Origin of the sequence: Spirilliplanes yamanashiensis (assembly GCF_016863475.1) — a bacterium.
Classification (GTDB): Bacteria; Actinomycetota; Actinomycetes; order Mycobacteriales; family Micromonosporaceae; genus Spirilliplanes; species Spirilliplanes yamanashiensis.
This window is the reverse complement of sequence record NZ_BOOY01000036.1, coordinates 335,112-353,164: the sequence shown is the minus strand read 5'-3', so window position 1 is coordinate 353,164 and position 18,053 is coordinate 335,112. Positions and strand designations below refer to the sequence as shown.

The following is an 18,053-nucleotide window of genomic DNA, read 5'->3' as shown; positions in this document are numbered from 1 at the left end:
TTGATCCCGGCTCCGTTTCCGGAACCCAGTCTCAAGGCGACTGCGTAAACCTAGCTGGTCGATTTCGCCGGCGCAAATCGCGCCCGCCTCGCCCAAAATCCCCGTGCTGACGCCCGCCGTGACCGGCGAGAAGTCGTTTCGGAGAAGTGGCCTCGCAGGCCGACCGGCGATCGCTTCCGCGATCAGCCCGCCCGGATCCCTGCTGGCTTGTCAACCTTACCCGGTCGTTCTCGTGAGCGCAAGTCCCGTTTGCCGGAACATGCTCACCCCGCCCGAGCATCCCTCGTCTCCGCCTGACCGACCGGTTCGACCCGATCTGCCCGGCTTCCCCGTGGGCAGAGGCAAAGTTACGCGGCGCCGCCGCCGGACGCAAATCGACGGAGACCGCTCCGCGGGCCGCATCGCGAGACCGTCCGTGACAGAGTGGGCGGATGTCCCCGACGCCGCCGCTCGCCCAGGACGCCCTCGTGGGCCTGCTCCTGCCGATGTGGCAGGCCGTCATCGGCGGGTTCGTGCTGGTGGCGGTCGTGGCGGCGGTGTTCCGGCTCGCCCAGCGCGGCCCGTCGCGCATGTCGCTGGCCCTGCTGCTGACCGGCGGCGCCATCGTCTGCCTGACCGTGATCGGCGTGATCCTGCAGGATCTCTGAGGCGCGGCTCACACGATCGTGTGCCCGGCCGCACCGCGTCAGAGGCGGCGGTTCGCCAGGCTCGGCACGTCACGGCGGATCCGCGCCAGCCGGTCCAGGTCCAGGTCCGCCACCGCGACGCCCACCTCGTCCGGCAGCTGCGCCACCACGGTGCCCCACGGGTCGATCACCATGCTGCGGCCGAAGCACGTGCGCCCCGGGTCGTGGTCGCCGATCTGGCCGGCCGCCACGACGTAGCACTGGTTCTCGATCGCGCGGGCGCGCAGCAGCACCTCCCAGTGGTCGCGGCCGGTGTGCGCCATGAACGCCGCCGGCACCACCAGCACCCGCGCTCCCCGGACGGCGAGCTGCCGGTACAGCTCGGGGAAGCGCAGGTCGTAGCAGATCGACAGGCCGGTCTCCACGCCGTCGACGGCGGCGATCACGACGTCCGAGCCGGCCGCGACCGTGCGCGACTCCTGGTAGGACACCCGGCCGGGGATCTCCACGTCGTACAGGTGGATCTTGCGGTAGGTCGCGGTCAGCGCGCCGGTGCGGTCGAAGAGCAGGGTCGTGTTGTACGTGTGCTCGTCGTCCGGGCCGGTCTCGTGGAACGAGCCCGCGTGCACCCACATGCCCAGCTCGCGGGCGGCCGCGGCGAAGAAGGCCGCGAACTCGCCGTCGATGCCCTCCGGTTTCGGCGCCTGCGCCGCCGGGCCGAGGAAGTCCACGTACTCGGGCAGGACGGCCAGGTCGGCGCCCGCGGCCGCGGCCCGGTCGAGCAGGCCCCGGGCGACGGCGAGGTTCTCCGCACGGTCCGCGCGGGAGTTCAGCTGGCAGACGGCGACACGCATGCCCCGAGCGTAGAACCCCGGGCCCGCGCTGTCGCCGGGCCCGGACCGGCTACCCACTCCCCCGGCCGGCTCAACCGAGCGCCAGGCCGGGCGGCAGGAGCAGCGCCTCGGCTCCCACCGGGGTGTACCCGGCGGCGAGGAAGGCGCGCAGGCTCGCCGCGTTGCCCGGGGCCACCTGGGCCCACACCGGGCGGCCGTCGCTGGTCAGGTGGCGGGCCGACGCCGCCAGGCGGCGGCCCAGGCCCGTGCCGCGGTGCGCCGGGTCGACCTCGACGGCGGCCTCGTGGCGGCCCGCCAGGCCGCGGCCCAGGATGAGCACGCCGCCGTCGGCCTGGAGGACCTCCACGTCGTCGCGGTAGCGCCGGGCGCGGGCGGCGCGCGGGTGATCGTGGCCGGGCGCCGGGCGGAGCGGCTCCGGCGGGTCGCCCTGCAGCGGGCCCGCCAGCAGCAGGACGTCGACGTTGTTGACCGCGAGGCCCAGCTCCGCCTCCAGCGCCGACAGGAACGGCGGGTTCAGGGGCGCGCCCAGGTCGTCCGACGGCAGGGCCGCGGCCACCCACCGCGGGGTGACGGCGGCGGCCACCACGACGCGGCCGGGGAAGGCGAGGACGGCGGCGCGGTCCGGGCGCGGGGCCGGCAGGACCGTCAGCCAGGGGTCGGCGGGCAGGCGGTCGCCGCGTTCCAGCCGGGCGATCAGGTCGGGCAGGTACGTCACCGCGGCATTGTGCCGCGCCGGTCGTGACCCACGAACCCCGGTCGGGCCGCAAGGTGACCGCGGGATGGTGCCGCGACGGTCGTGACCCACGAACCCCGGTCGGGCCGCAAGGTGACCGCGGGATGGTGCCGCGACGGTCGTGGCCCACGGACCCCGGTCGGGCCGCAAGGTGACCGCGGGATGGTGCCGCGACGGCCGTGGCCCACGAACCCAAGTCGGGCAGGGATGTCACCGCGGCATTGTGCCGCCGTGGTCGTGGACCGCGGACCCGGCAGGGTGCGGGTGGTCGTAGGCGAGCGTTCAGCGCAGCCTGCGGCCGCCCGCGCCCGGTGCGCGCGGGAGCGAGCGGTCCGTCAGTGCGGCGGACGTGCGCAGACGATCGAGGCCGTCAGGCCGACTTCTCCTCGCGGTCGCGGCGCCGGCGGCCGACGAACTCGCGCGGGACGATCGTGGGGTTGACGTTCTCCATGACGACCTCGCGCGTGATGAGCACGCGGGCGGCGTCCGGGTTGCTCGGGACCTCGTACATGACGTTCTGGAGGACTTCCTCCATGATCGCCCGGAGGCCGCGGGCGCCGGTGCCGCGCAGCATCGCCTGGTCGGCGATCGCGTCGAGGGCGCCCTGGTCGAACTCCAGCTCCACGCCGTCCAGCTCGAAAAGCCGCTGGTACTGCTTGAAGAGCGCGTTGCGGGGCTCGGTCAGAATCTTGATGAGCGCCTCGCGGTCGAGGTTGCGCACCGTGGTGATGACCGGCAGACGGCCGATGAACTCGGGGATCAGGCCGAACTTCAGCATGTCCTCCGGCATCACCTTGCCGAAGATGTCGTCGGTGTTGCGCTCCGAGACCGAGCGCAGGTGCGCGCCGAACCCGACGCCGCCCTGGCCCACCCGGGACTCGATGATGCGGTCCAGCCCGGCGAACGCGCCGCCCACGATGAACAGCACGTTCGTCGTGTCGATCTGGATGAACTCCTGGTGGGGGTGCTTGCGGCCGCCCTGCGGCGGCACGTTCGCGACCGTGCCCTCGAGGATCTTCAGCAGCGCCTGCTGCACGCCCTCGCCGGAGACGTCGCGGGTGATCGACGGGTTCTCGCTCTTGCGGGCGATCTTGTCGACCTCGTCGATGTAGACGATGCCCGTCTCGGCGCGCTTCACGTCGTAGTCGGCGGCCTGTATCAACTTGAGCAGGATGTTCTCGACGTCCTCGCCGACGTAGCCCGCCTCCGTCAGCGCCGTCGCGTCGGCGATGGCGAACGGGACGTTCAGCATGCGGGCGAGCGTCTGCGCCAGGTGCGTCTTGCCGCAGCCCGTGGGGCCGATGAGCATGATGTTGCTCTTCGCGACCTCGACGTCACTGCTGGAGCCGGGGGCGCCGGCGGACTCGGCCTGGATGCGCTTGTAGTGGTTGTAGACCGCCACCGACAGCGCGCGCTTGGCCTGGTCCTGGCCCACCACGTAGTTGTCGAGGAAGGCGCAGATCTCCATCGGCTTGGGAAGTTCTTCCCACTTGACCTCGCCGGACTCCGCGAGCTCTTCCTCGATGATCTCGTTGCACAGGTCGATGCACTCGTCGCAGATGTAGACGCCTGGGCCCGCGATGAGCTTCTTGACCTGCTTCTGCGACTTCCCACAGAACGAGCACTTCAGTAGGTCGCCGCCGTCGCCGATCCGTGCCACCTACGTTCTCCCTGCGCTCATCGGCCGGTACGAGACCGGCCCCTGGCTGAGGACGAGGCACCTCGTCGGTGTCCCATCGTCCGAATGCCCCCATTGCTGAGGGCGCACGCTTGACGTTACCCGCTGGGGGGCGGTTTCCCGACCCCCCAAAACGGGCGTGTCAGGAGCCAGCCAGTCTAGCGAGCCCGGCCGGCCCCCGACACCACGCGGTCAGCTCGACGAACTCGCGGCGAGCAGCGTCTTCTTGCGGCTCACCAGCACCGTGTCGACGATGCCGTACTCGTGCGCCTCGGCCGCGGTCATGATCTTGTCGCGGTCGATGTCCTTGCGGACCTTCTCGATCGGCGTGTTCGAGTGCCGCGAGATCATGTCCTCCAGCTGCGTGCGCATGCGGAGGATCTCCCGGGCCTGGATCTCGATGTCCGAACCCTGGCCGTAACCACCCTCGGTGGCCGGCTGGTGGATGATGATCCGGGAGTTCGGCAGCGCCATGCGCTTGCCCGGGGCACCCGCGGCCAGCAGCACCGCCGCCGCGCTCGCCGCCTGGCCCAGGCACACCGTGCTCACGTCCGGGCGGATGTACTGCATCGTGTCGTAGATGGCCGTCATGGCCGTGAACGAGCCGCCCGGCGAGTTGATGTACATCGTGATGTCGCGGTCCGGGTCGGTGCTCTCCAGCGTCAGCAGCTGGGCCATCACGTCGTTCGCCGACGCGTCGTCCACCTGGACGCCGAGGAAGATGATCCGGTCCTCGAACATCTTGTTGTACGGGTTCGACTCCTTCACGCCGTACGACGTGCGCTCGACGAACGAGGGCAGCACGTAGCGGTTGTGCACCGGAGCGAACCCAGGGGGCATGGTCAGGTCAGTCATCGTGCAGCTCCTCAGTTCAGCGTTCCGGCGCCCTCGGGCACCTGCGTGGCGCCCGTGATCACCTTGTCGATGAAGCCGTAGTCCTTGGCCTCCTGCGCCGTGAACCAGCGGTCCCGGTCGGAGTCGGCCTCGATCTGGGCCTGGTCCTGGCCCGTGTGGTGAGCCACCCGCTCCTGGAACATGCGCTTCGTGTAGAGCATCTGCTCCGCCTGGATGGCGATGTCGGACGCGGTGCCACCCATGCCACCGGACGGCTGGTGCATCATGATCCGCGCGTGCGGGAGCGCGTAGCGCTTGCCGGCGGTGCCGGCGCACAGCAGCAGCTGACCCATCGACGCGGCCATGCCCATCGCGACCGTCGAGACGTCGTTGTCGATGAACTGCATCGTGTCGTAGATCGCCATGCCCGAGTAGACCGAGCCACCCGGCGAGTTGATCCAGAGGTTGATGTCGCGCTCGGGGTCCTCCGCGGCCAGCAGCAGCAGCTGCGCGCAGATGCGGTTGGCGACCTGGTCGGTCACCTCGCTGCCCAGGAACACGATGCGCTCACGGAGCAGACGGTTGTAGACCGAGTCGTCGAGGTTGCCACTGAGGGTGTCGCCGCCCCGGGCGAGGGGGGACGCGGGAATGTGCAGATCGGTCATGGCAGCCCTTCGCAGCTTTGTCCGTCGTACGACCGACCCTAGCCGCTGAACGGGGCTTCGACTTCCCGCTCGGGCAGGTGTTCGCTGACAGCGCAGGGGCCGCCGCACGCGCGACGGCCCCTGCGTTTCGTGCCCGTGTCAGTGGTTGTGACCGGCGTGCTCGTCGTCGGCCGCCCGCAGGTCCTCCACGCTCAGCTTGTTGCCCGCCGAGTCCTGCATGTCGATCTGCTCCATCACCCAGGCGAGGGCCTTGCCGCGGCGCACGTCGCCGTACACCGCCGGGGCCGCGCCCGAGCGGACCAGCTGGTCGTAGTACTGCTGCGGCTGCATCTGGGCACGCTGCGCGCGGTGCACGATCTCGTGGCCGAACTCGTCGTCCGACACCTCGATCTCCTGCGCGTCGGCGATCGTGTCCAGCAGCAGCTGGATCTTGATGCCCTGGGTGGCCGCCTCGGCCAGCTCGGCGTCGATCTGCTCCTCGGTCTTGTCCTCCGAGGCCAGGTAGTCCTCCATCGAGGCGCCGATGCGCTGCAGCTGGTCGGCCATCTGCTCCTTGCGGCCCTCGACCTCCTCCTTCACGACGCCCTCCGGCGCCGGGATGTCGGCGGCCTCGACGAGCTGCTCCAGCGCCTTGTCACGGGCCGCGTAGATCTGCTCGACCTTCTTCACCCGGCCCAGCCGCTCACGCAGGTCGTTGCGCAGCTCCTCCAGGGTGTCGAACTCGCTCGCCAGTTGGGCGAAGTCGTCGTCGACCGGCGGGAGCTCCTTCTCCTTGACCGTGCGGACGGTGACCTTCACGTTCGCGTCGCGGCCGGCGAAGTCGCCGCCCACCAGCTGCGTCGTGAACTCGGCGTCCGCGCCCGGCAGCAGGCCCACCAGCACCTCGTCGAGGCCCGGCAGGAGCTGCTTGCTGCCCACCTCGTGCGAGATGTTCGACGCCGAACCGCCCGGCACCTCCTCGCCGTCGACCGTCGCGTTCAGGTCCAGCTGGACGTAGTCGCCGTCCTGCGCCGGCCGGTCGACGCCCTTCAGCGTCGCGAACCGCTCACGCAGACCGTTGACCTGCTCGTCGATCGCCGCGTCGTCGACCTCGACCGCGTCGACCGTCACGCTCACGCCCGACAGGTCCGGGACCGTGATCTCCGGCCGCACGTCCACCTCGGCGGTGAACTTCAGCGGCTGACCGTCCTCGAGCTCGGTGATGTCGACCTCGGGCCGGCCCAGCGTCTTCACGTCGTGCTCCTGCACGGCCGCGAGGATCTGCTGCGGGATGGCCTCCTGGATCGCCTCGTTCAGCACGGCGCCGCGGCCCACGCGCTGGTCGATGACGGCGGCCGGGATCTTGCCGCGACGGAAGCCAGGGATCTGCACCTGCGCGCCGATCTCCCGGTACGCCTTCTGCAGGCTCGGCTTGAGCTCGTCGAACGGCACCTCGATGGCGAGCCGCACCCGAGTCGGGCTCAGAGTCTCGACGGTGCTCTTCACAGGCGTACTCCTATGGATCTCTTCGATGTGTTGGCGTGTGTCGGGGTGGCGGGATTTGAACCCACGGCCCCTCGCTCCCAAAGCGAGTGCGCTACCAAGCTGCGCCACACCCCGGTGGCGCACCGAGTGTATGCGGTGGGGTGCGGGGCGGGCGCACCCGGTGTGGCGGGGGCCGGTACGCTGGGGTGCGCTCCGGCTGTGCCGGGGGTACGCGGGCGTAGCTCAATGGTAGAGCCTCAGTCTTCCAAACTGATTACGCGAGTTCGATTCTCGTCGCCCGCTCCACGTGTGAAGGCGCAGGTCAGTGGCGTGATCGTCGACCTGGGCCTTTCGCCGGTCCGAGCCGCCGGCCCGTCGGTGCCCGGATGGCGAAGATTGTTCGTGACCGCATCGATGAAGCTGACGCGGGTTCGCATGGTGCACCGAGCGACGGTGCTCCCAGCTATCGCGCCTCGTCAGGGAACGTGCACGTCTCCGCCTCGAAGGTCGCCTTGGGCGAGCAGAAGACCCGGGACATCGTCAGGTGGAGGTTGTGGCGGCGCCAGGAGCCCTCCATCGTGAATTCGATGTCGGGCTGACTCTTGACGGTGCGCCCTTCTGTGGTGATCTCGAAGCCGATCAGAATGAGATACGTGGTGTGTTCCTGGCCGGGTCGGACCGTCAGGACGGCTCCCTCGACAGGGCGCGGCTCACCCAGGCGACGTTCCGCGAGCTGATCAGCGATGAGCGGATAGTTGTCGACCGTGTCCATGAGTGCCCTAGCTCCGGGCAACAGTTCGACCACCATCGGCTCACCCAGCTGCCGCACGGTGTCGCCTTCGAGTTCGAAGGAGATGGACCGAAGCGTCACCGGGCCCTTGTAGAGCTGCAGGGTTGTCTGCCCGTCGGTCATCCGCTGGCCGACGTCTCGATGCGTCTTGATGACGACGTCGTTGTGCTCGACGTCGGGCCCTTCGCCGAACTCGGCGCCGGCTGCGACGGGACGGGTCAGAACCCACGCGCCGACCGTCAACGGCAGCGCAGTGGCGGCGAGGAGGGCGACGAGCAGGCGCCGGAAAGGCCGGCGCTTGATGGTGGCCGCTGCTGCGGAGATGGGAATGCTGGCACCTCTGGTAGATCTCTCGGACGCGATGCGCGTCGCAGTTCGGCGCCCATTGTCGTCGTGCACCCTCACAGGGCAGGCTCGGGTGGCGTGAGGGACGACGTCGTCAAGGGTCATCTGCTCGATGAGCTGCGGTTCGCCCGCGGGGCGCTGGTGTGGAAGCTCGACGGGCTGTCCGAGTACGACGTGCGGCGGCCCCTGACCAGCACCGGCACGAATCTGCTCGGGCTGGTCAAGCATGTCGCCACCTGGGAGGCCCGGTACCTCGGCGAGGTGTTCGGCCGCCCGTTTCCCGGGCCGCTGCCGCGGTGGCAGGACGCCGACGGCAGCGACCTGTGGGTCACCCCCGGCGAGACCCGCGAGCAGGTCCTTGACCTGCACCGGCGAGCGGCGGCGCACGCCGAGGCGACGGTCGGGGAACTACCCCTCGATGCGCGGGGGCGGGTGCCGTGGTGGCCGCGGCCCGACGTCGACCTGTTCGCCGTGGTCGTGCACGTGCTCGCGGACACCACGCGGCATGCCGGGCACGCCGACATCCTGCGGGAGCAGCTCGACGGGCGGACCGGCGAGGCGGCCGCTTACGAGCGGCCGGTCGACGCGGCGGAGCGGGAGGCGCGGTGGGCGGCGATCGAGGCGGCCGCGCGGGCGGCGTCCTGAAGGTGTCGATGATCGGGCGGTGGCTCCGTCTCCAGGGCGGGCGCGGCCGGTGGGGCCGCACGACACCGGGGAGGCCGGCATGGCGATCCAGCGGATGGACAACGTTCTCATCGTCGTCGACGACATGGACGCGGTCGTCGCGTTCCTCGTGGAGCTCGGCATGGAGTTGGCGTTTCGCGGGCCCGTCGAGGGGCGGTGGGTGGAGCGGGTCATCGGCATCGATGACGTTCGGCAGGAGGTCGCCATGCTGCGCACCCCCGACGGGCACGGGAAGGTGGAGCTGGCGCGGTTCCACACGCCGGCGGCGATCCGCTCGGAGCCGGTGGACGCGCCGGCGAACACGCTGGGCATCCGCCGCATCATGTTCGCCGTCGACGACGTGGACGACGTGGTCGATCGGCTGCGGGCGCACGGCGCCGAGCTGGTCGGCGAGGTGGCGCAGTACGAGGACGTCTACCGGCTCTGCTACGTGCGCGGGCCCGAGGGGATCATCGTCGGGCTGGCCGAGGAGCTGGGCTGACACCAGCCGCGCCGCCGTCAGTGGCAGTGGGGGTCCGGCCGGGCGCCGACCGGGGACGCGCCGGGGCGGGTCCACTGCGGCACGGGGCGGCCGTCGCGGCGCCAGTGCGTGTACGTGGGGTCCTGCGGCCAGCCCGGCGGGGAGTCCTCCCAGACCTCCTGCCGGCCGTACACCGTCATGTCGAGCAGCCGGTGCGAGGCCATGATGGCCTCGACGCCGCGGCCCGTGGTCTCGTAGGTCAGGTAGAAGCGGCCGCCGCGGCGCAGGTAGCAGGCGATGACGCCGCCGCCGGCGATGGCCGGGTCGTGGACGCCGTGGGTCGAGTACCACGGGTGGGTGTAGCCCATGAACTCGCGGAAGGGCGCCATCTCCTCGTACGGGCCCTCGCCGAGGACGGCGAAGGAGATGCCGCGTGCGCCGAGGTACGCGGCGTCGTGGAAGTCCCAGATGGAGGCGGTGCAGCCCTCGCACTGGTCCTCGAACGGCTTGCCGTCGTGCCACATGTGCTTGTAGACGACGAGCTGGTCGTGGGGCCGAAGGATTGCCGTGCCGACCAGGCGGACGTACGGGGACCTCGGCGACGCGTGCCGCGCCGCCAACGCGCTCGACCTCGTCGGCGACCGGTGGACGCTGATCGTCGTGCGGGAGGTGATCCTCGGGCCCAAGCGGTTCGCCGACCTGCAGGAGGCCGTCCGCGGCATCACCCCGGCCGTGCTCACCGAGCGGCTGCGGCTGCTGCAGGACGCCGGGATCGTCGAGCAGGTCGTGCTGCCCGGCCCCGCCCGCGCCCGGGCGTACGCCGCGACGGAGTGGGGCCGCGGGCTCGGGGGCGTCCTGGAGGCGCTGGGGCGCTGGTACTCCGCCGGGCCCGATCCCGGCACCGCCGGAGGCATGACGCCCGACGCGATGGTGCTGGCCATGCGCACGATGGCTCCCGCCGTACCCGGTGCGGTGCCGGTCCTGGCCCTGCGCCTGTACGACGGGCGCCGGCCCGACCCGCCGGTGCACGACTACCGGGTGTCCGCGGGCGGCGGGCGCCTCGACGTGCGGGCCGGCGCCGCGCCCGGGCCCGCGGCCACCGTCACCGCCGAGGCGACCGCGTGGAGCGCCGTCCTCTTCGACGGTCTGCCGCTCGCGGACGCCGAGCGCGACGGCGCCGTGCGCGTCGAGGGCGACCGCGCCGCCGTCGCGCGGGTCGTCCGGCTGTTCTCGGCGCCGGCCGGGTAGGACGCGGCTCAGCTCCAGGCGCCGCCCTGCCACGTCGTCGACGACCAGCCCTGACCGGACCAGGCGCGGCCCGACCACGCCCGGCCCGACCAGGCGCGGCCCGTCCACGACGACATGCCCGACGGGCCGGCGGCCCAGCCCTCGCCCGTCCAGTCGCGGCCCATCCAGCGGCCGCCGTCCCAGGCCGTACCGGCGGCGCTGGCCCTCGCCCACGCCGTGCTGCTGAACGGCCCGAGGATGTCGTTCTCCCCCGTCAGCACCGCGGCGCCGTCGGCGACGTGGATGCTGCCGCGGGCGGCCTCCAGCGAGCCGCGGCCCGTCGAGGCGGTGAACCTCTGCCGCGCGGCCACCGCGCTGTAGCGGTGCGGGGTGGCCCGGTAATTCTGCCACGCCTGGGCGATGTTGACGCCCCAGATCTTGTCGGCCGCCGGGCCGAGGGAGAACGCCGACCAGTACAGCAGGTGCTTGACCTGGTCCGGGCTCAGGCCCGGGTACGCCTGCAGCAGGTCCGCCACCACGGCGCCGGTGACCGCGGCGGCCTGCGAGCTGCCGCTGCCGACGAAGTAGTCCGCGCCGAGCCGGGCCTGCGGGTACTCCGCGTCGAGCAGCGACCCGGGCGCCCGCAGCGACACGATGGACCGGCCCGGCGCCACGACGTCGATCCGCCGGCCGGCGCCGCCGACGCTGGTGAAGTCGGCCAGCCTGTCGTCCGCCCACGTGGAGGTGCCGCGGTCGTCGTAGCCGCCGACGGCCAGGACGAACGGGTCGCTCGCCGGGTTCAGCAGGCGCGCGCCGTTGCCGTTGTTGCCGCCGGCCGCCACGACCGTGATGCCGGCGCGCCAGGCGTTCTCGACGGCGGCGCTGAGCGGGTCGACCTGGTAGTTCTGCGTGCTGTCCGTGCCGTACGCCAGCACGAGGACCCGGATCGGATTCTTCCGGTCGTCCGCGCGGTGCTCCACCACCCAGTCGACGGCGGCGATCACCTGGGACACGTCCACGGCGCCGTTGGCGGCAGCGACCTTGATGCTGGTCAGCTTCGCGTCCGGCGCCAGGCCGGTGAGCTTCGCGGTGCGCGCCGAGATGATGCCGGCCAGGTGGGTGCCGTGGCCGTAGCCGTCCATGTACCGCTTGCGCGGGTCCTGGCTGTCGAACGACAGGTCGGGCCCGTTGACGACGTTGCCGCCGGTCAGGCCCGGCACGGGCGCCACGCCGGTGTCGATGAGGGCGATGCCGACGCCCTTGCCCGTCAGCGACAGCCCGGCGGGCAGCAGGCCGAAACCGGCGTCGTCGCGGACGTTGTTGACCGTGCGGGCCGTGCCCTCCCACAACCACTGGCCGCCCGAGTCGGCGATCGTCGCCTCCGCGGGCCGGAAGCCGCCGCCGACCGTGCCGGCGGCCGCCACCAGCGACACGGCGAGCAGCCCGGCGCGCAGCGCGGCCCACCGCTGCCGCCCGGACCGCCGGTGTACGCCGGCACCCCGCTTCGCGCTCGTCGCCATGTCGCCTCCGCACCGCTCGTCCGCCGTCCCCGTAGGGAAGGCTGCACGGTCAGTCGGCAGCGACCCCGGGAACGTGAGCCGATCCGCCGGGCGACGTCGGCGGGTCAGTCCTCCGGGTCTCCCGGCCACGGTGGGGCGTCCGAGCAGTACTGCAGGACCACCAGGGCCGTGGGATCGGTGGCCGCGCCGGCGTCGGCGCAGCTGACCGTGCCGGCCGTGACGGCCGTCCACCCGGTGAACCGGCCGCGCACGCCGGGTCCGCACGGCACGACGAAATCCGCCGAGACGGCCTGCGCCACCTCGTAGCGGATGATCTCCGCGGCCGGGCCGGCCGGGTCCGCCGGTGGCGCGGCCGTCCCCGGCCGGGCCGCGGTGGCCAGCACGGTGTCGCCCGTCGCCGCCGACAGGGACGCGGCCAGCCTGGCCCGCCAGGACCGCGGGGCGGCCAGCCCGGCGATCGCCGGGCGGAAGGGCCGCTCCACCATGCGCAGGCGCGCGTGCTCGCTCTCCGGTTGCACCCGGCTGCGGTCGCGGACGATGCGGATCGGCTCCGGCGAGCGGACGGCGGGCGACCAGGCCACCCGGCCGCGGGCCGGGTCGCAGCCGGCCGGCACGGGGACCGTCTCCTGTTCCACCGACTCCGCGTTCGGGTACGGCCGCTCCGTTTCTGCGTCGCGGTGGGCGCAGGACCCGCACAGCAGAACCGCCGCGGCGGCGGCGACGTACTTTGCACCGTTCATGGGCGCATTGTCCCATTTGCGGGCAACCGCGCCCGGCGCCCGTGTGGTCAGCGGCAGGCGATGGCGGGTGGGAGGTTGAGGCAGCAGGCGGCCAGGATCGCGGCCGTGACCGCCAGCGTCGCCCGGGTGGCGACGGCGACGCCGGTGCGGTGCTGCCAGGTGGCCGGCAGGGCCTGCTCCGCCGCGACCGCAAGGATCCAGCCGAGGCTCAGCAGGGGCAGCCCGAGGTCCCAGCGGGGGTCCGCGAAGGCGCTCGCGTTGCCGCTGGCGCCCCAGTTCGGGCAGTCCCGCTGGTCGGTGACCGGGTCGAGCCACCCCAGCAGCAGGGCGAGCAGCGTGCCGCCCACCAGGAGGGCGTGCAGGCCGCCCAGGCGGGTGGGGCGACCGTCGGGCACCGGCACACTCTAGGAGGGCGGCGCCAAGCTGGCGGCCCGGCGGCATGCGGCCCGGCGGCGCCAGGCTCAACCCCACCAGGCCCGGCGATGTCAGGCCGAGGGTGCCGAGCGGCCGCGCAGATGGGTGCCCGAGCGGACCCGGGCGTCCGGCGGACCGGCGAGGGTGAGCAGGGCCGTCGCGGCCGGGTCGAGGTAGGGCAGGTCGCGGTCGTAGCGGCGGATGCGGGTCACGACCAGGTCGACCGGCTCGGCGGTTTCGCGGATCTCGTGCAGCGGGCTGCCGACCCGCAGGCGGCCGCTGATGCAGCGGACGACGACCGGCAGGCCGGCGGGTTCGCGGGGGCGGACCTCGTGCACCTCGAGCTCGACGGCGCCGTCGGGCTCGGCGGGGGCGTCCAGCTGGGCGGGGCCGGTCCGGGGGCTGTGCGCCGACACCCCGCCATCCTGCCCGACCGTTGACATGTGACCAAATGGTCACCTATCTTCGAGCCATGACGGACGACGACCGGGTGTTCAAGGCGCTCGCCGACCCGACCCGTCGCTTCCTGCTCGACCTGCTGTTCGCGCGTGACGGCCGCACGCTCACCGAGCTGGAGTCCGAGCTCGAGATGACCCGCTTCGGGGTCATGAAGCACCTCAAGGTGCTGGAGGAGGCGGCGCTCGTCGTCGCGCGCAAGCGGGGCCGGGAGAAGGTGCACTTCCTCAACCCCGTGCCGATCCGGCTCATCCACGACCGGTGGATCGACAAGTTCACCGAGCAGCACGCGGCGGCTCTCGCCGACCTCAAACGCGAACTCGAGGAGTCCCCATGACCACCACGACCGACGTCACCACGCAGGTCTACCGCGTCTACATCAACGCCCCGGCGCAGAAGATCTGGGACACCATCACCACCCCGGAGTGGAACCGGCGGTACGGCTACGGCGCGCCGCAGTTCTACGAGCTCAAGCCCGGCGGCGCGTACCGCGCGACGGCCAGTGACGCGATGAACGACTACCACCGCGCGCACGGGCTGCCCGAGCTGGACACCATCGGCGACGGCGAGATCCTCGAGTGCGACCCGCCGCGCCGGCTCGTGCAGACCTGGCGGATGCTCATGGACCCCACGACGGCCGCGGAGCCGTTCACCACGCTCACCTACGAGATCGCCGAGGTGCCCGCGCAGCCCGGCGTGCACCGGCTCACCGTCGTCCACGACGTGACCGGCGCGCCCGCCACCGCCGCCCTCACCGGCGGCTCCCTGGAGGACACCGGCGCGGGCGGCGGCTGGCCGTGGGTGCTCAGCGACCTCAAGTCGCTGATCGAGACCGGCAAGGGCTTCACCGCCTGACGGCGGCCCCCGTGGGCTCGGCGGGTCCGGCGGTCACGACCGCCGGGCCCGCAGCACGGCGTCGTGGACGGTGGTGGGCTCGCCGTCGTGGCCGGTCACGTCGCGCGGGCGCGTCTCGGCCGCCTCGACCTGCCACTGGCCCGGGTCGAGCGCCGCCGCCACCTCCTCGGCGGTGAACATCATGTCGGGAAAGTTCATCCGGTGCGCCGAGGTCCGCAGGTCGGACGGGTGGTGGCCGACGATCAGCAGCGTGCCGCCCGGCGCCACCGCCTCGGCGAGCCGGGCGAACAGGGCCCGCCGGTCGTCGCCGGGCAGGTGCATGAACTGCGCCGACACCAGCTGGTACGCCCGCGCCGGCGGCTCCCAGCGCCGCAGGTCGGCCTGCACCCACTCGATCGGGGCGTCGCCCGCGTGCTCGGCCGCCCGGGCCAGCGCCACCGCGGAGAAGTCGACCGCCGTCACCTTCCAGCCGTGCCCGGCCAGCCAGATCGCGTCGGCGCCCTCGCCGCAGCCCACGTCGAGCGCCGCGCCGGGCGGCAGGTCCGCCGCCTCGGTGACGAGCTGCGGGTTCGGGTTGCCGCTCCAGATCCGGGCGGACGCGCCGTAGCGCTCCTCCCAGGAGTCCTGCTCGAACATGCGGGCCACCTCGGCCCGGTACGCCTGCCGGGCCAGCCGGGTGTCCTCGCCGATCAGGTCCATGTTGATCATGCTGCCGGCGGTGAGGCCCGCGGCGGCCGCGGTGATCACCTGCGAGCGCAGGTCCGCGACGTTGCCCGCCACGTACACGCCCGGCACGGCGGTCTGGTGGGTCGGGCCCGCCGGGATCTGCGCGCCGACCGGGTGGTCGCCGAACAGCACGTCCTCCGGCTCCAGGCCCAGCGCGTCGAGCAGCGGCGACCGCGGGCGCACGGTGGTCTGCACGACCAGGGCGTCCAGCTCGACCAGCTCGCCGTCGGCCAGGCGCACCCCGGCGAACGCGCCGTCCACCGTCTCGGCGGACACCACCTCGCCGGCCACCACGGGGATGCCGCGCGCGGCCAGCGCCTCGCGGTCGTCGAGGCTCAGCTCGCCGCCGGTGTGCTGCAGCAGCACGACGTGCTCGCTCCACTGCCGCCACAGCTGCACCCCGTGTGGGGCCAGCGGGCTGGTGGCCAGCACGCCGATGCGGCGGTCGCGCACCTCCCAGCCGTGGCAGTACGGGCAGTGCAGCACCGCCGAGCCCCAGTGCTCGCGCAGGCCCGGCAGGTCGGGCAGCTCGTCGACCACGCCGGTGGTGACCAGCAGCCGGCGGGCCCGCACCGGCCGGCCGTCGACGGTGACGACGAAGCCGTCGCCGTCGGGCGCCGCCGACTCGACGGTGCCGGCGACCAGGTGCGCGCCGTAGCCCTCGACCTCGGCACGGGCGATCGCGAGCAGCTCGGCCGGGGGCGTGCCGTCGCGGGTCAGGAAGTTGTGCACGTGCCCGGCCGGGGCGTTGCGCGGCTCGCCCGCGTCCACCACCAGCACCGAGCGCCGGGCCCGGGCCAGCGCCAGCGCGCCGCTCAGCCCGGCCGCCCCGCCGCCCGCCACCACCACGTCGTAGCTGTCGTCCACCGCGTCCTCCGGTTGCTCTCGTCGTCGGGTCCCACGGTCCCCGCCCGCCGCCCGGACTGACAAGTCTGGTTGCCGAAACGGCAACAACGGCTCAGCCGACGCAGAACTCGTTGCCCTCCGGGTCGGCCAGCGTGACCCAGGTGTGCGGGCCCTGCCGGCCGTCGTGCAGGAACGTGGCGCCGCGCGCCAGCAGCGCCTCGACCAGCGCGGCCGCGTGCTCGCGGCCGGGCCGCAGGTCGAGGTGCAGCCGGTTCTTGCCCGCCTTCGGCTCGGCGACCTGCTGGAACAGCATCCGCCGGCCGGTCTCCGGGTGCACGATCGCCGCGCCCTCGGCCCACACCAGGGCCCCGCGGTAGTGGCGGGTGGCGGACTCGGGCGCGTGCCCCTCGGCGACCATCCGCCGGATGAACTGCTCGTCGGACGGCTCGACCCGCCAGCCCAGCGTCTCGGCCCACCAGTCGGCGAGCGGGTGCGGGTCGGCGGCGTCGACGGTGACCTGGAAGTCGATCGGCATGGGCGCACCCTACGGCGGCCCTCCGACAGCCCGGGCGAAGATCAGCCGATCCCCTCTTTACCAGCACGTATCAACAGTGGACACTCTGCCGAGATCAACCATCGAAGGAGCCCGCTGTGTCCGTACCCACCAGGAAGCTGAACCGGCGCACGGCCCTCTCCCTGGCGGGCGGCGCCGCGCTCGGCGCGGCCGTCGGCCCGGGGTTCGCGGGCGCGGCCCGCGCGGCCGGCCGGCAGCGCGTCGTGATCGTCGGCGGCGGCGTGGCCGGCGTCAGCCTGGCGTGGCTCCTCGACGGCGCGCACGACGTCACGCTCCTGGAAGCCGAGCCGCGCCTGGGCGGGCACGCCCGCACCCTCGACGTGCCCGTCGGCGGCAGGGTCGTGCCGGTGGACGCGGGCGCCCAGTACTTCGGCCCCAAGAGCCACCCGATCTACTGGAAGCTGCTCACCGACGTGCTGAAGGTGCCGACGATCCCGGCGCCGATGAACCTCACCGTCAACCGCTACGGCCGCACCCAGCCCATGCTGGTCTCCCCCGACAACCGGCGCGTGTGGCCGCTGTTCGACCCGCGCTACTGGGGCGCGCTGGTCGCCCTCGCCGCCTTCGTCGAGCAGGGCCGCCAGCTCGAGGCCCGCGACGACTGGACGACCACCGCCGCCGACTTCATCGACCGGCTGCCGCTGCTCGGCTCCGTCCGCGACGAGGTGCTCTACCCGCTGGCCGGGGCAATGTTCGGCTTCTCGGTGCCCGAGGTGAAGCAGATGAGCGCCCGCGCCGTGGTGGCGTTCGTCGTCCGCGGGCTCGGCGACGGCTTCCTGGCCCCGTACGACTACCACAACGCCGCCGGCGGCCTGGGCGCCGTCGTGTCGGCCCTGCACACCGGCCTGACCACGGTCGACACCCGGGTCGGCGCGGCCGCCACCCGGCTGGAGCGCACCGGCGCGACGTGGCGGGTCACCGACGCCACCGGCGCGGCGCACGAGGCCGACCACGTGGTGCTGGCCCTGCCGCCGTACGCCGCCGGGCCGCTGGTCGCCCAGCTCGCGGGCGGGCAGGGCGTCGCCGACGTGTACGCCCGGTTCCGCTACCTGCCGGCCCGCATCGCCATCCACACCGACCCGGCGTTCATGCCGAAGGACCGCGGCGTCTGGTCCGGCTTCAACGTGCTGCACGACGGCCAGTTCTGCGAGCCCACCATGTGGTTCGGCGCGTTCCGCCCCGGCGTCGACGTGTTCAAGAGCTGGGTGTCGCACCGGCGCGAGCAGCCGCGCGACGTGCTGGCCACCATCGACTACCGGCACGCCCACGAGACGCCCGACTACGCGCGGGCGCAGCGGCTGCTCGGCCAGCGGCAGGGCGAGCAGAACCTGTGGTTCGCCGGCACCCACATGACCGACGTCAGCAGCCAGGAGAGCGCCCTCCTCTCGGCCATGCGGGTGGCGGAGAAGCTCGCCCCGGCGTCACCGGCGCTGGCCCGCCTCCGCTGAGCCACGCGGTTTCTCCGGCCGCGGGGGCGATGCGCACCGCGGCGTTCGATCGTTGGATCTTCGAGAGGTGCAGCACCTCACCCGCCGCCGGACCCGCGTCACCGACCTGCCGAG

At 72.9% G+C, this 18,053-nt stretch carries 21 protein-coding genes and 2 tRNA genes; 8 read left to right on the top strand and 15 right to left on the bottom strand.

The genetic code is table 11. The annotated features are described in order from the left end of the window. The first annotated feature begins 431 nt into the window (after positions 1–431). Positions 432–647, top strand: coding sequence for a hypothetical protein (locus Sya03_RS26630; RefSeq protein ID WP_203941131.1), 216 nt, complete (start codon positions 432–434; stop codon positions 645–647). A 38-nt stretch (positions 648–685) separates the two neighbouring features. Here the strand turns inward: Sya03_RS26630 and Sya03_RS26625 are convergent, their stop codons facing one another. From Sya03_RS26625 to Sya03_RS26595, 7 genes are all read right to left on the bottom strand, one after another. After that, complete coding sequence (locus Sya03_RS26625; protein WP_203941130.1) at positions 686–1,480, bottom strand: carbon-nitrogen hydrolase family protein; 795 nt, start codon at positions 1,478–1,480, stop codon at positions 686–688. 70 nt (positions 1,481–1,550) lie between these two features. After that, positions 1,551–2,195, bottom strand: a complete 645-nt coding sequence (locus Sya03_RS26620) for a GNAT family N-acetyltransferase (RefSeq protein ID WP_239107864.1) — start codon at positions 2,193–2,195, stop codon at positions 1,551–1,553. 388 nt (positions 2,196–2,583) lie between these two features. Then, entirely contained in the window at positions 2,584–3,873 is a 1,290-nt protein-coding gene (gene clpX, locus Sya03_RS26615) for an ATP-dependent Clp protease ATP-binding subunit ClpX (RefSeq protein ID WP_203941129.1), read from the bottom strand. 210 nt (positions 3,874–4,083) lie between these two features. Next, positions 4,084–4,746 carry an ATP-dependent Clp protease proteolytic subunit gene (locus Sya03_RS26610; protein ID WP_203941128.1) on the bottom strand — a complete coding sequence of 221 codons (663 nt, stop codon included), beginning with the start codon at positions 4,744–4,746 and terminating at the stop codon, positions 4,084–4,086. Positions 4,747–4,757: 11 nt separating this feature from the next. Then, entirely contained in the window at positions 4,758–5,390 is a 633-nt protein-coding gene (locus Sya03_RS26605; protein ID WP_203941127.1) for a ClpP family protease, read from the bottom strand. 138 nt (positions 5,391–5,528) lie between these two features. After that, entirely contained in the window at positions 5,529–6,875 is a 1,347-nt protein-coding gene (gene tig / locus Sya03_RS26600) for a trigger factor (protein WP_203941126.1), read from the bottom strand. Positions 6,876–6,915: 40 nt separating this feature from the next. Next, positions 6,916–6,989: transfer RNA gene (locus Sya03_RS26595), tRNA-Pro, on the bottom strand. Between the two features lie 97 nt (positions 6,990–7,086). Here Sya03_RS26595 and Sya03_RS26590 point away from each other — a divergent pair. Continuing rightward, a tRNA-Gly gene (locus tag Sya03_RS26590) sits at positions 7,087–7,160 on the top strand. 157 nt (positions 7,161–7,317) lie between these two features. Here the strand turns inward: Sya03_RS26590 and Sya03_RS26585 are convergent. Beyond that, a complete protein-coding gene (locus Sya03_RS26585; protein ID WP_203941125.1) occupies positions 7,318–8,043 on the bottom strand; it encodes a hypothetical protein in 726 nt (241 codons plus the stop codon). Between the two features lie 24 nt (positions 8,044–8,067). On the opposite strand from Sya03_RS26585, the gene Sya03_RS26580 reads away from it, so the two are divergent. Together Sya03_RS26580 and Sya03_RS26575 are read left to right on the top strand one after the other, a co-directional pair. After that, a complete protein-coding gene (locus Sya03_RS26580) occupies positions 8,068–8,634 on the top strand; it encodes a DinB family protein (protein ID WP_203941124.1) in 567 nt (188 codons plus the stop codon). A 79-nt stretch (positions 8,635–8,713) separates the two neighbouring features. Then, the gene (locus Sya03_RS26575; RefSeq protein ID WP_203941123.1) at positions 8,714–9,154 is read left to right on the top strand and encodes a VOC family protein; all 441 of its coding nucleotides are present in this window, start codon (positions 8,714–8,716) and stop codon (positions 9,152–9,154) included. Between the two features lie 17 nt (positions 9,155–9,171). Here Sya03_RS26575 and Sya03_RS26570 read toward each other — a convergent pair whose 3' ends face one another. Further along, positions 9,172–9,753 (bottom strand): DUF899 family protein, encoded by a 582-nt coding sequence (locus Sya03_RS26570; RefSeq protein WP_275411486.1) that lies wholly within the window; start codon positions 9,751–9,753, stop codon positions 9,172–9,174. Between Sya03_RS26570 and Sya03_RS26565 the strand changes: the two genes are divergently transcribed. Then, positions 9,701–10,381, top strand: coding sequence for a winged helix-turn-helix transcriptional regulator (locus tag Sya03_RS26565; protein ID WP_239107862.1), 681 nt, complete (start codon positions 9,701–9,703; stop codon positions 10,379–10,381). The two genes, Sya03_RS26570 and Sya03_RS26565, sit on opposite strands and share 53 nt — an antisense overlap. An 8-nt stretch (positions 10,382–10,389) precedes the next feature. Here Sya03_RS26565 and Sya03_RS26560 read toward each other — a convergent pair whose 3' ends face one another. The 4 genes from Sya03_RS26560 to Sya03_RS26545 form a co-directional block, all read right to left on the bottom strand. Next, on the bottom strand, positions 10,390–11,880 hold the full coding sequence (locus Sya03_RS26560; protein ID WP_203941120.1) for a S8 family serine peptidase: 1,491 nt from the start codon (positions 11,878–11,880) through the stop codon (positions 10,390–10,392). 104 nt (positions 11,881–11,984) lie between these two features. Next, complete coding sequence (locus Sya03_RS26555) at positions 11,985–12,620, bottom strand: hypothetical protein (RefSeq protein WP_203941119.1); 636 nt, start codon at positions 12,618–12,620, stop codon at positions 11,985–11,987. Positions 12,621–12,667: 47 nt separating this feature from the next. Next, entirely contained in the window at positions 12,668–13,015 is a 348-nt protein-coding gene (locus tag Sya03_RS26550) for a hypothetical protein (protein ID WP_239107861.1), read from the bottom strand. A gap of 90 nt (positions 13,016–13,105) precedes the next feature. Beyond that, positions 13,106–13,477: a hypothetical protein gene (locus Sya03_RS26545; RefSeq protein ID WP_203941117.1), complete on the bottom strand. Its 372-nt coding sequence runs from the start codon at positions 13,475–13,477 to the stop codon at positions 13,106–13,108. Between the two features lie 29 nt (positions 13,478–13,506). Between Sya03_RS26545 and Sya03_RS26540 the strand changes: the two genes are divergently transcribed. Then, positions 13,507–13,827 carry an ArsR/SmtB family transcription factor gene (locus tag Sya03_RS26540; protein WP_203941116.1) on the top strand — a complete coding sequence of 107 codons (321 nt, stop codon included), beginning with the start codon at positions 13,507–13,509 and terminating at the stop codon, positions 13,825–13,827. Continuing rightward, on the top strand, positions 13,824–14,345 hold the full coding sequence (locus tag Sya03_RS26535) for an SRPBCC domain-containing protein (RefSeq protein ID WP_203941115.1): 522 nt from the start codon (positions 13,824–13,826) through the stop codon (positions 14,343–14,345). Before Sya03_RS26540 ends, Sya03_RS26535 begins: the two co-directional genes overlap by 4 nt. Positions 14,346–14,378: 33 nt before the next feature. Here the strand turns inward: Sya03_RS26535 and Sya03_RS26530 are convergent, their stop codons facing one another. After that, positions 14,379–15,938 carry a methyltransferase domain-containing protein gene (locus Sya03_RS26530; protein ID WP_203941114.1) on the bottom strand — a complete coding sequence of 520 codons (1,560 nt, stop codon included), beginning with the start codon at positions 15,936–15,938 and terminating at the stop codon, positions 14,379–14,381. 91 nt (positions 15,939–16,029) lie between these two features. Continuing rightward, positions 16,030–16,452 (bottom strand): VOC family protein, encoded by a 423-nt coding sequence (locus tag Sya03_RS26525; protein WP_203941113.1) that lies wholly within the window; start codon positions 16,450–16,452, stop codon positions 16,030–16,032. Positions 16,453–16,568: 116 nt separating this feature from the next. Here Sya03_RS26525 and Sya03_RS26520 point away from each other — a divergent pair, with 116 nt between their 5' ends. Beyond that, on the top strand, positions 16,569–17,939 hold the full coding sequence (locus Sya03_RS26520) for an FAD-dependent oxidoreductase (RefSeq protein ID WP_203941112.1): 1,371 nt from the start codon (positions 16,569–16,571) through the stop codon (positions 17,937–17,939). The last annotated feature ends 114 nt before the right edge of the window (positions 17,940–18,053 follow it).

What these genes read in the sequence shown, in the direction of transcription:
- Sya03_RS26630 (WP_203941131.1), top strand. Translation starts at nt 432, where the DNA reads ATGTCCCCGACGCCGCCGCTCGCCCAGGACGCCCTCGTGGGCCTGCTC.
- Sya03_RS26625 (WP_203941130.1), bottom strand. Translation starts at nt 1,480, where the DNA reads ATGCGTGTCGCCGTCTGCCAGCTGAACTCCCGCGCGGACCGTGCGGAG.
- Sya03_RS26610 (WP_203941128.1), bottom strand. Translation starts at nt 4,746, where the DNA reads ATGACTGACCTGACCATGCCCCCTGGGTTCGCTCCGGTGCACAACCGC.
- Sya03_RS26605 (WP_203941127.1), bottom strand. Translation starts at nt 5,390, where the DNA reads ATGACCGATCTGCACATTCCCGCGTCCCCCCTCGCCCGGGGCGGCGAC.
- Sya03_RS26575 (WP_203941123.1), top strand. Translation starts at nt 8,714, where the DNA reads ATGGCGATCCAGCGGATGGACAACGTTCTCATCGTCGTCGACGACATG.
- Sya03_RS26560 (WP_203941120.1), bottom strand. Translation starts at nt 11,880, where the DNA reads ATGGCGACGAGCGCGAAGCGGGGTGCCGGCGTACACCGGCGGTCCGGG.
- Sya03_RS26555 (WP_203941119.1), bottom strand. Translation starts at nt 12,620, where the DNA reads ATGAACGGTGCAAAGTACGTCGCCGCCGCCGCGGCGGTTCTGCTGTGC.
- Sya03_RS26545 (WP_203941117.1), bottom strand. Translation starts at nt 13,477, where the DNA reads ATGTCAACGGTCGGGCAGGATGGCGGGGTGTCGGCGCACAGCCCCCGG.
- Sya03_RS26540 (WP_203941116.1), top strand. Translation starts at nt 13,507, where the DNA reads ATGACGGACGACGACCGGGTGTTCAAGGCGCTCGCCGACCCGACCCGT.
- Sya03_RS26535 (WP_203941115.1), top strand. Translation starts at nt 13,824, where the DNA reads ATGACCACCACGACCGACGTCACCACGCAGGTCTACCGCGTCTACATC.
- Sya03_RS26525 (WP_203941113.1), bottom strand. Translation starts at nt 16,452, where the DNA reads ATGCCGATCGACTTCCAGGTCACCGTCGACGCCGCCGACCCGCACCCG.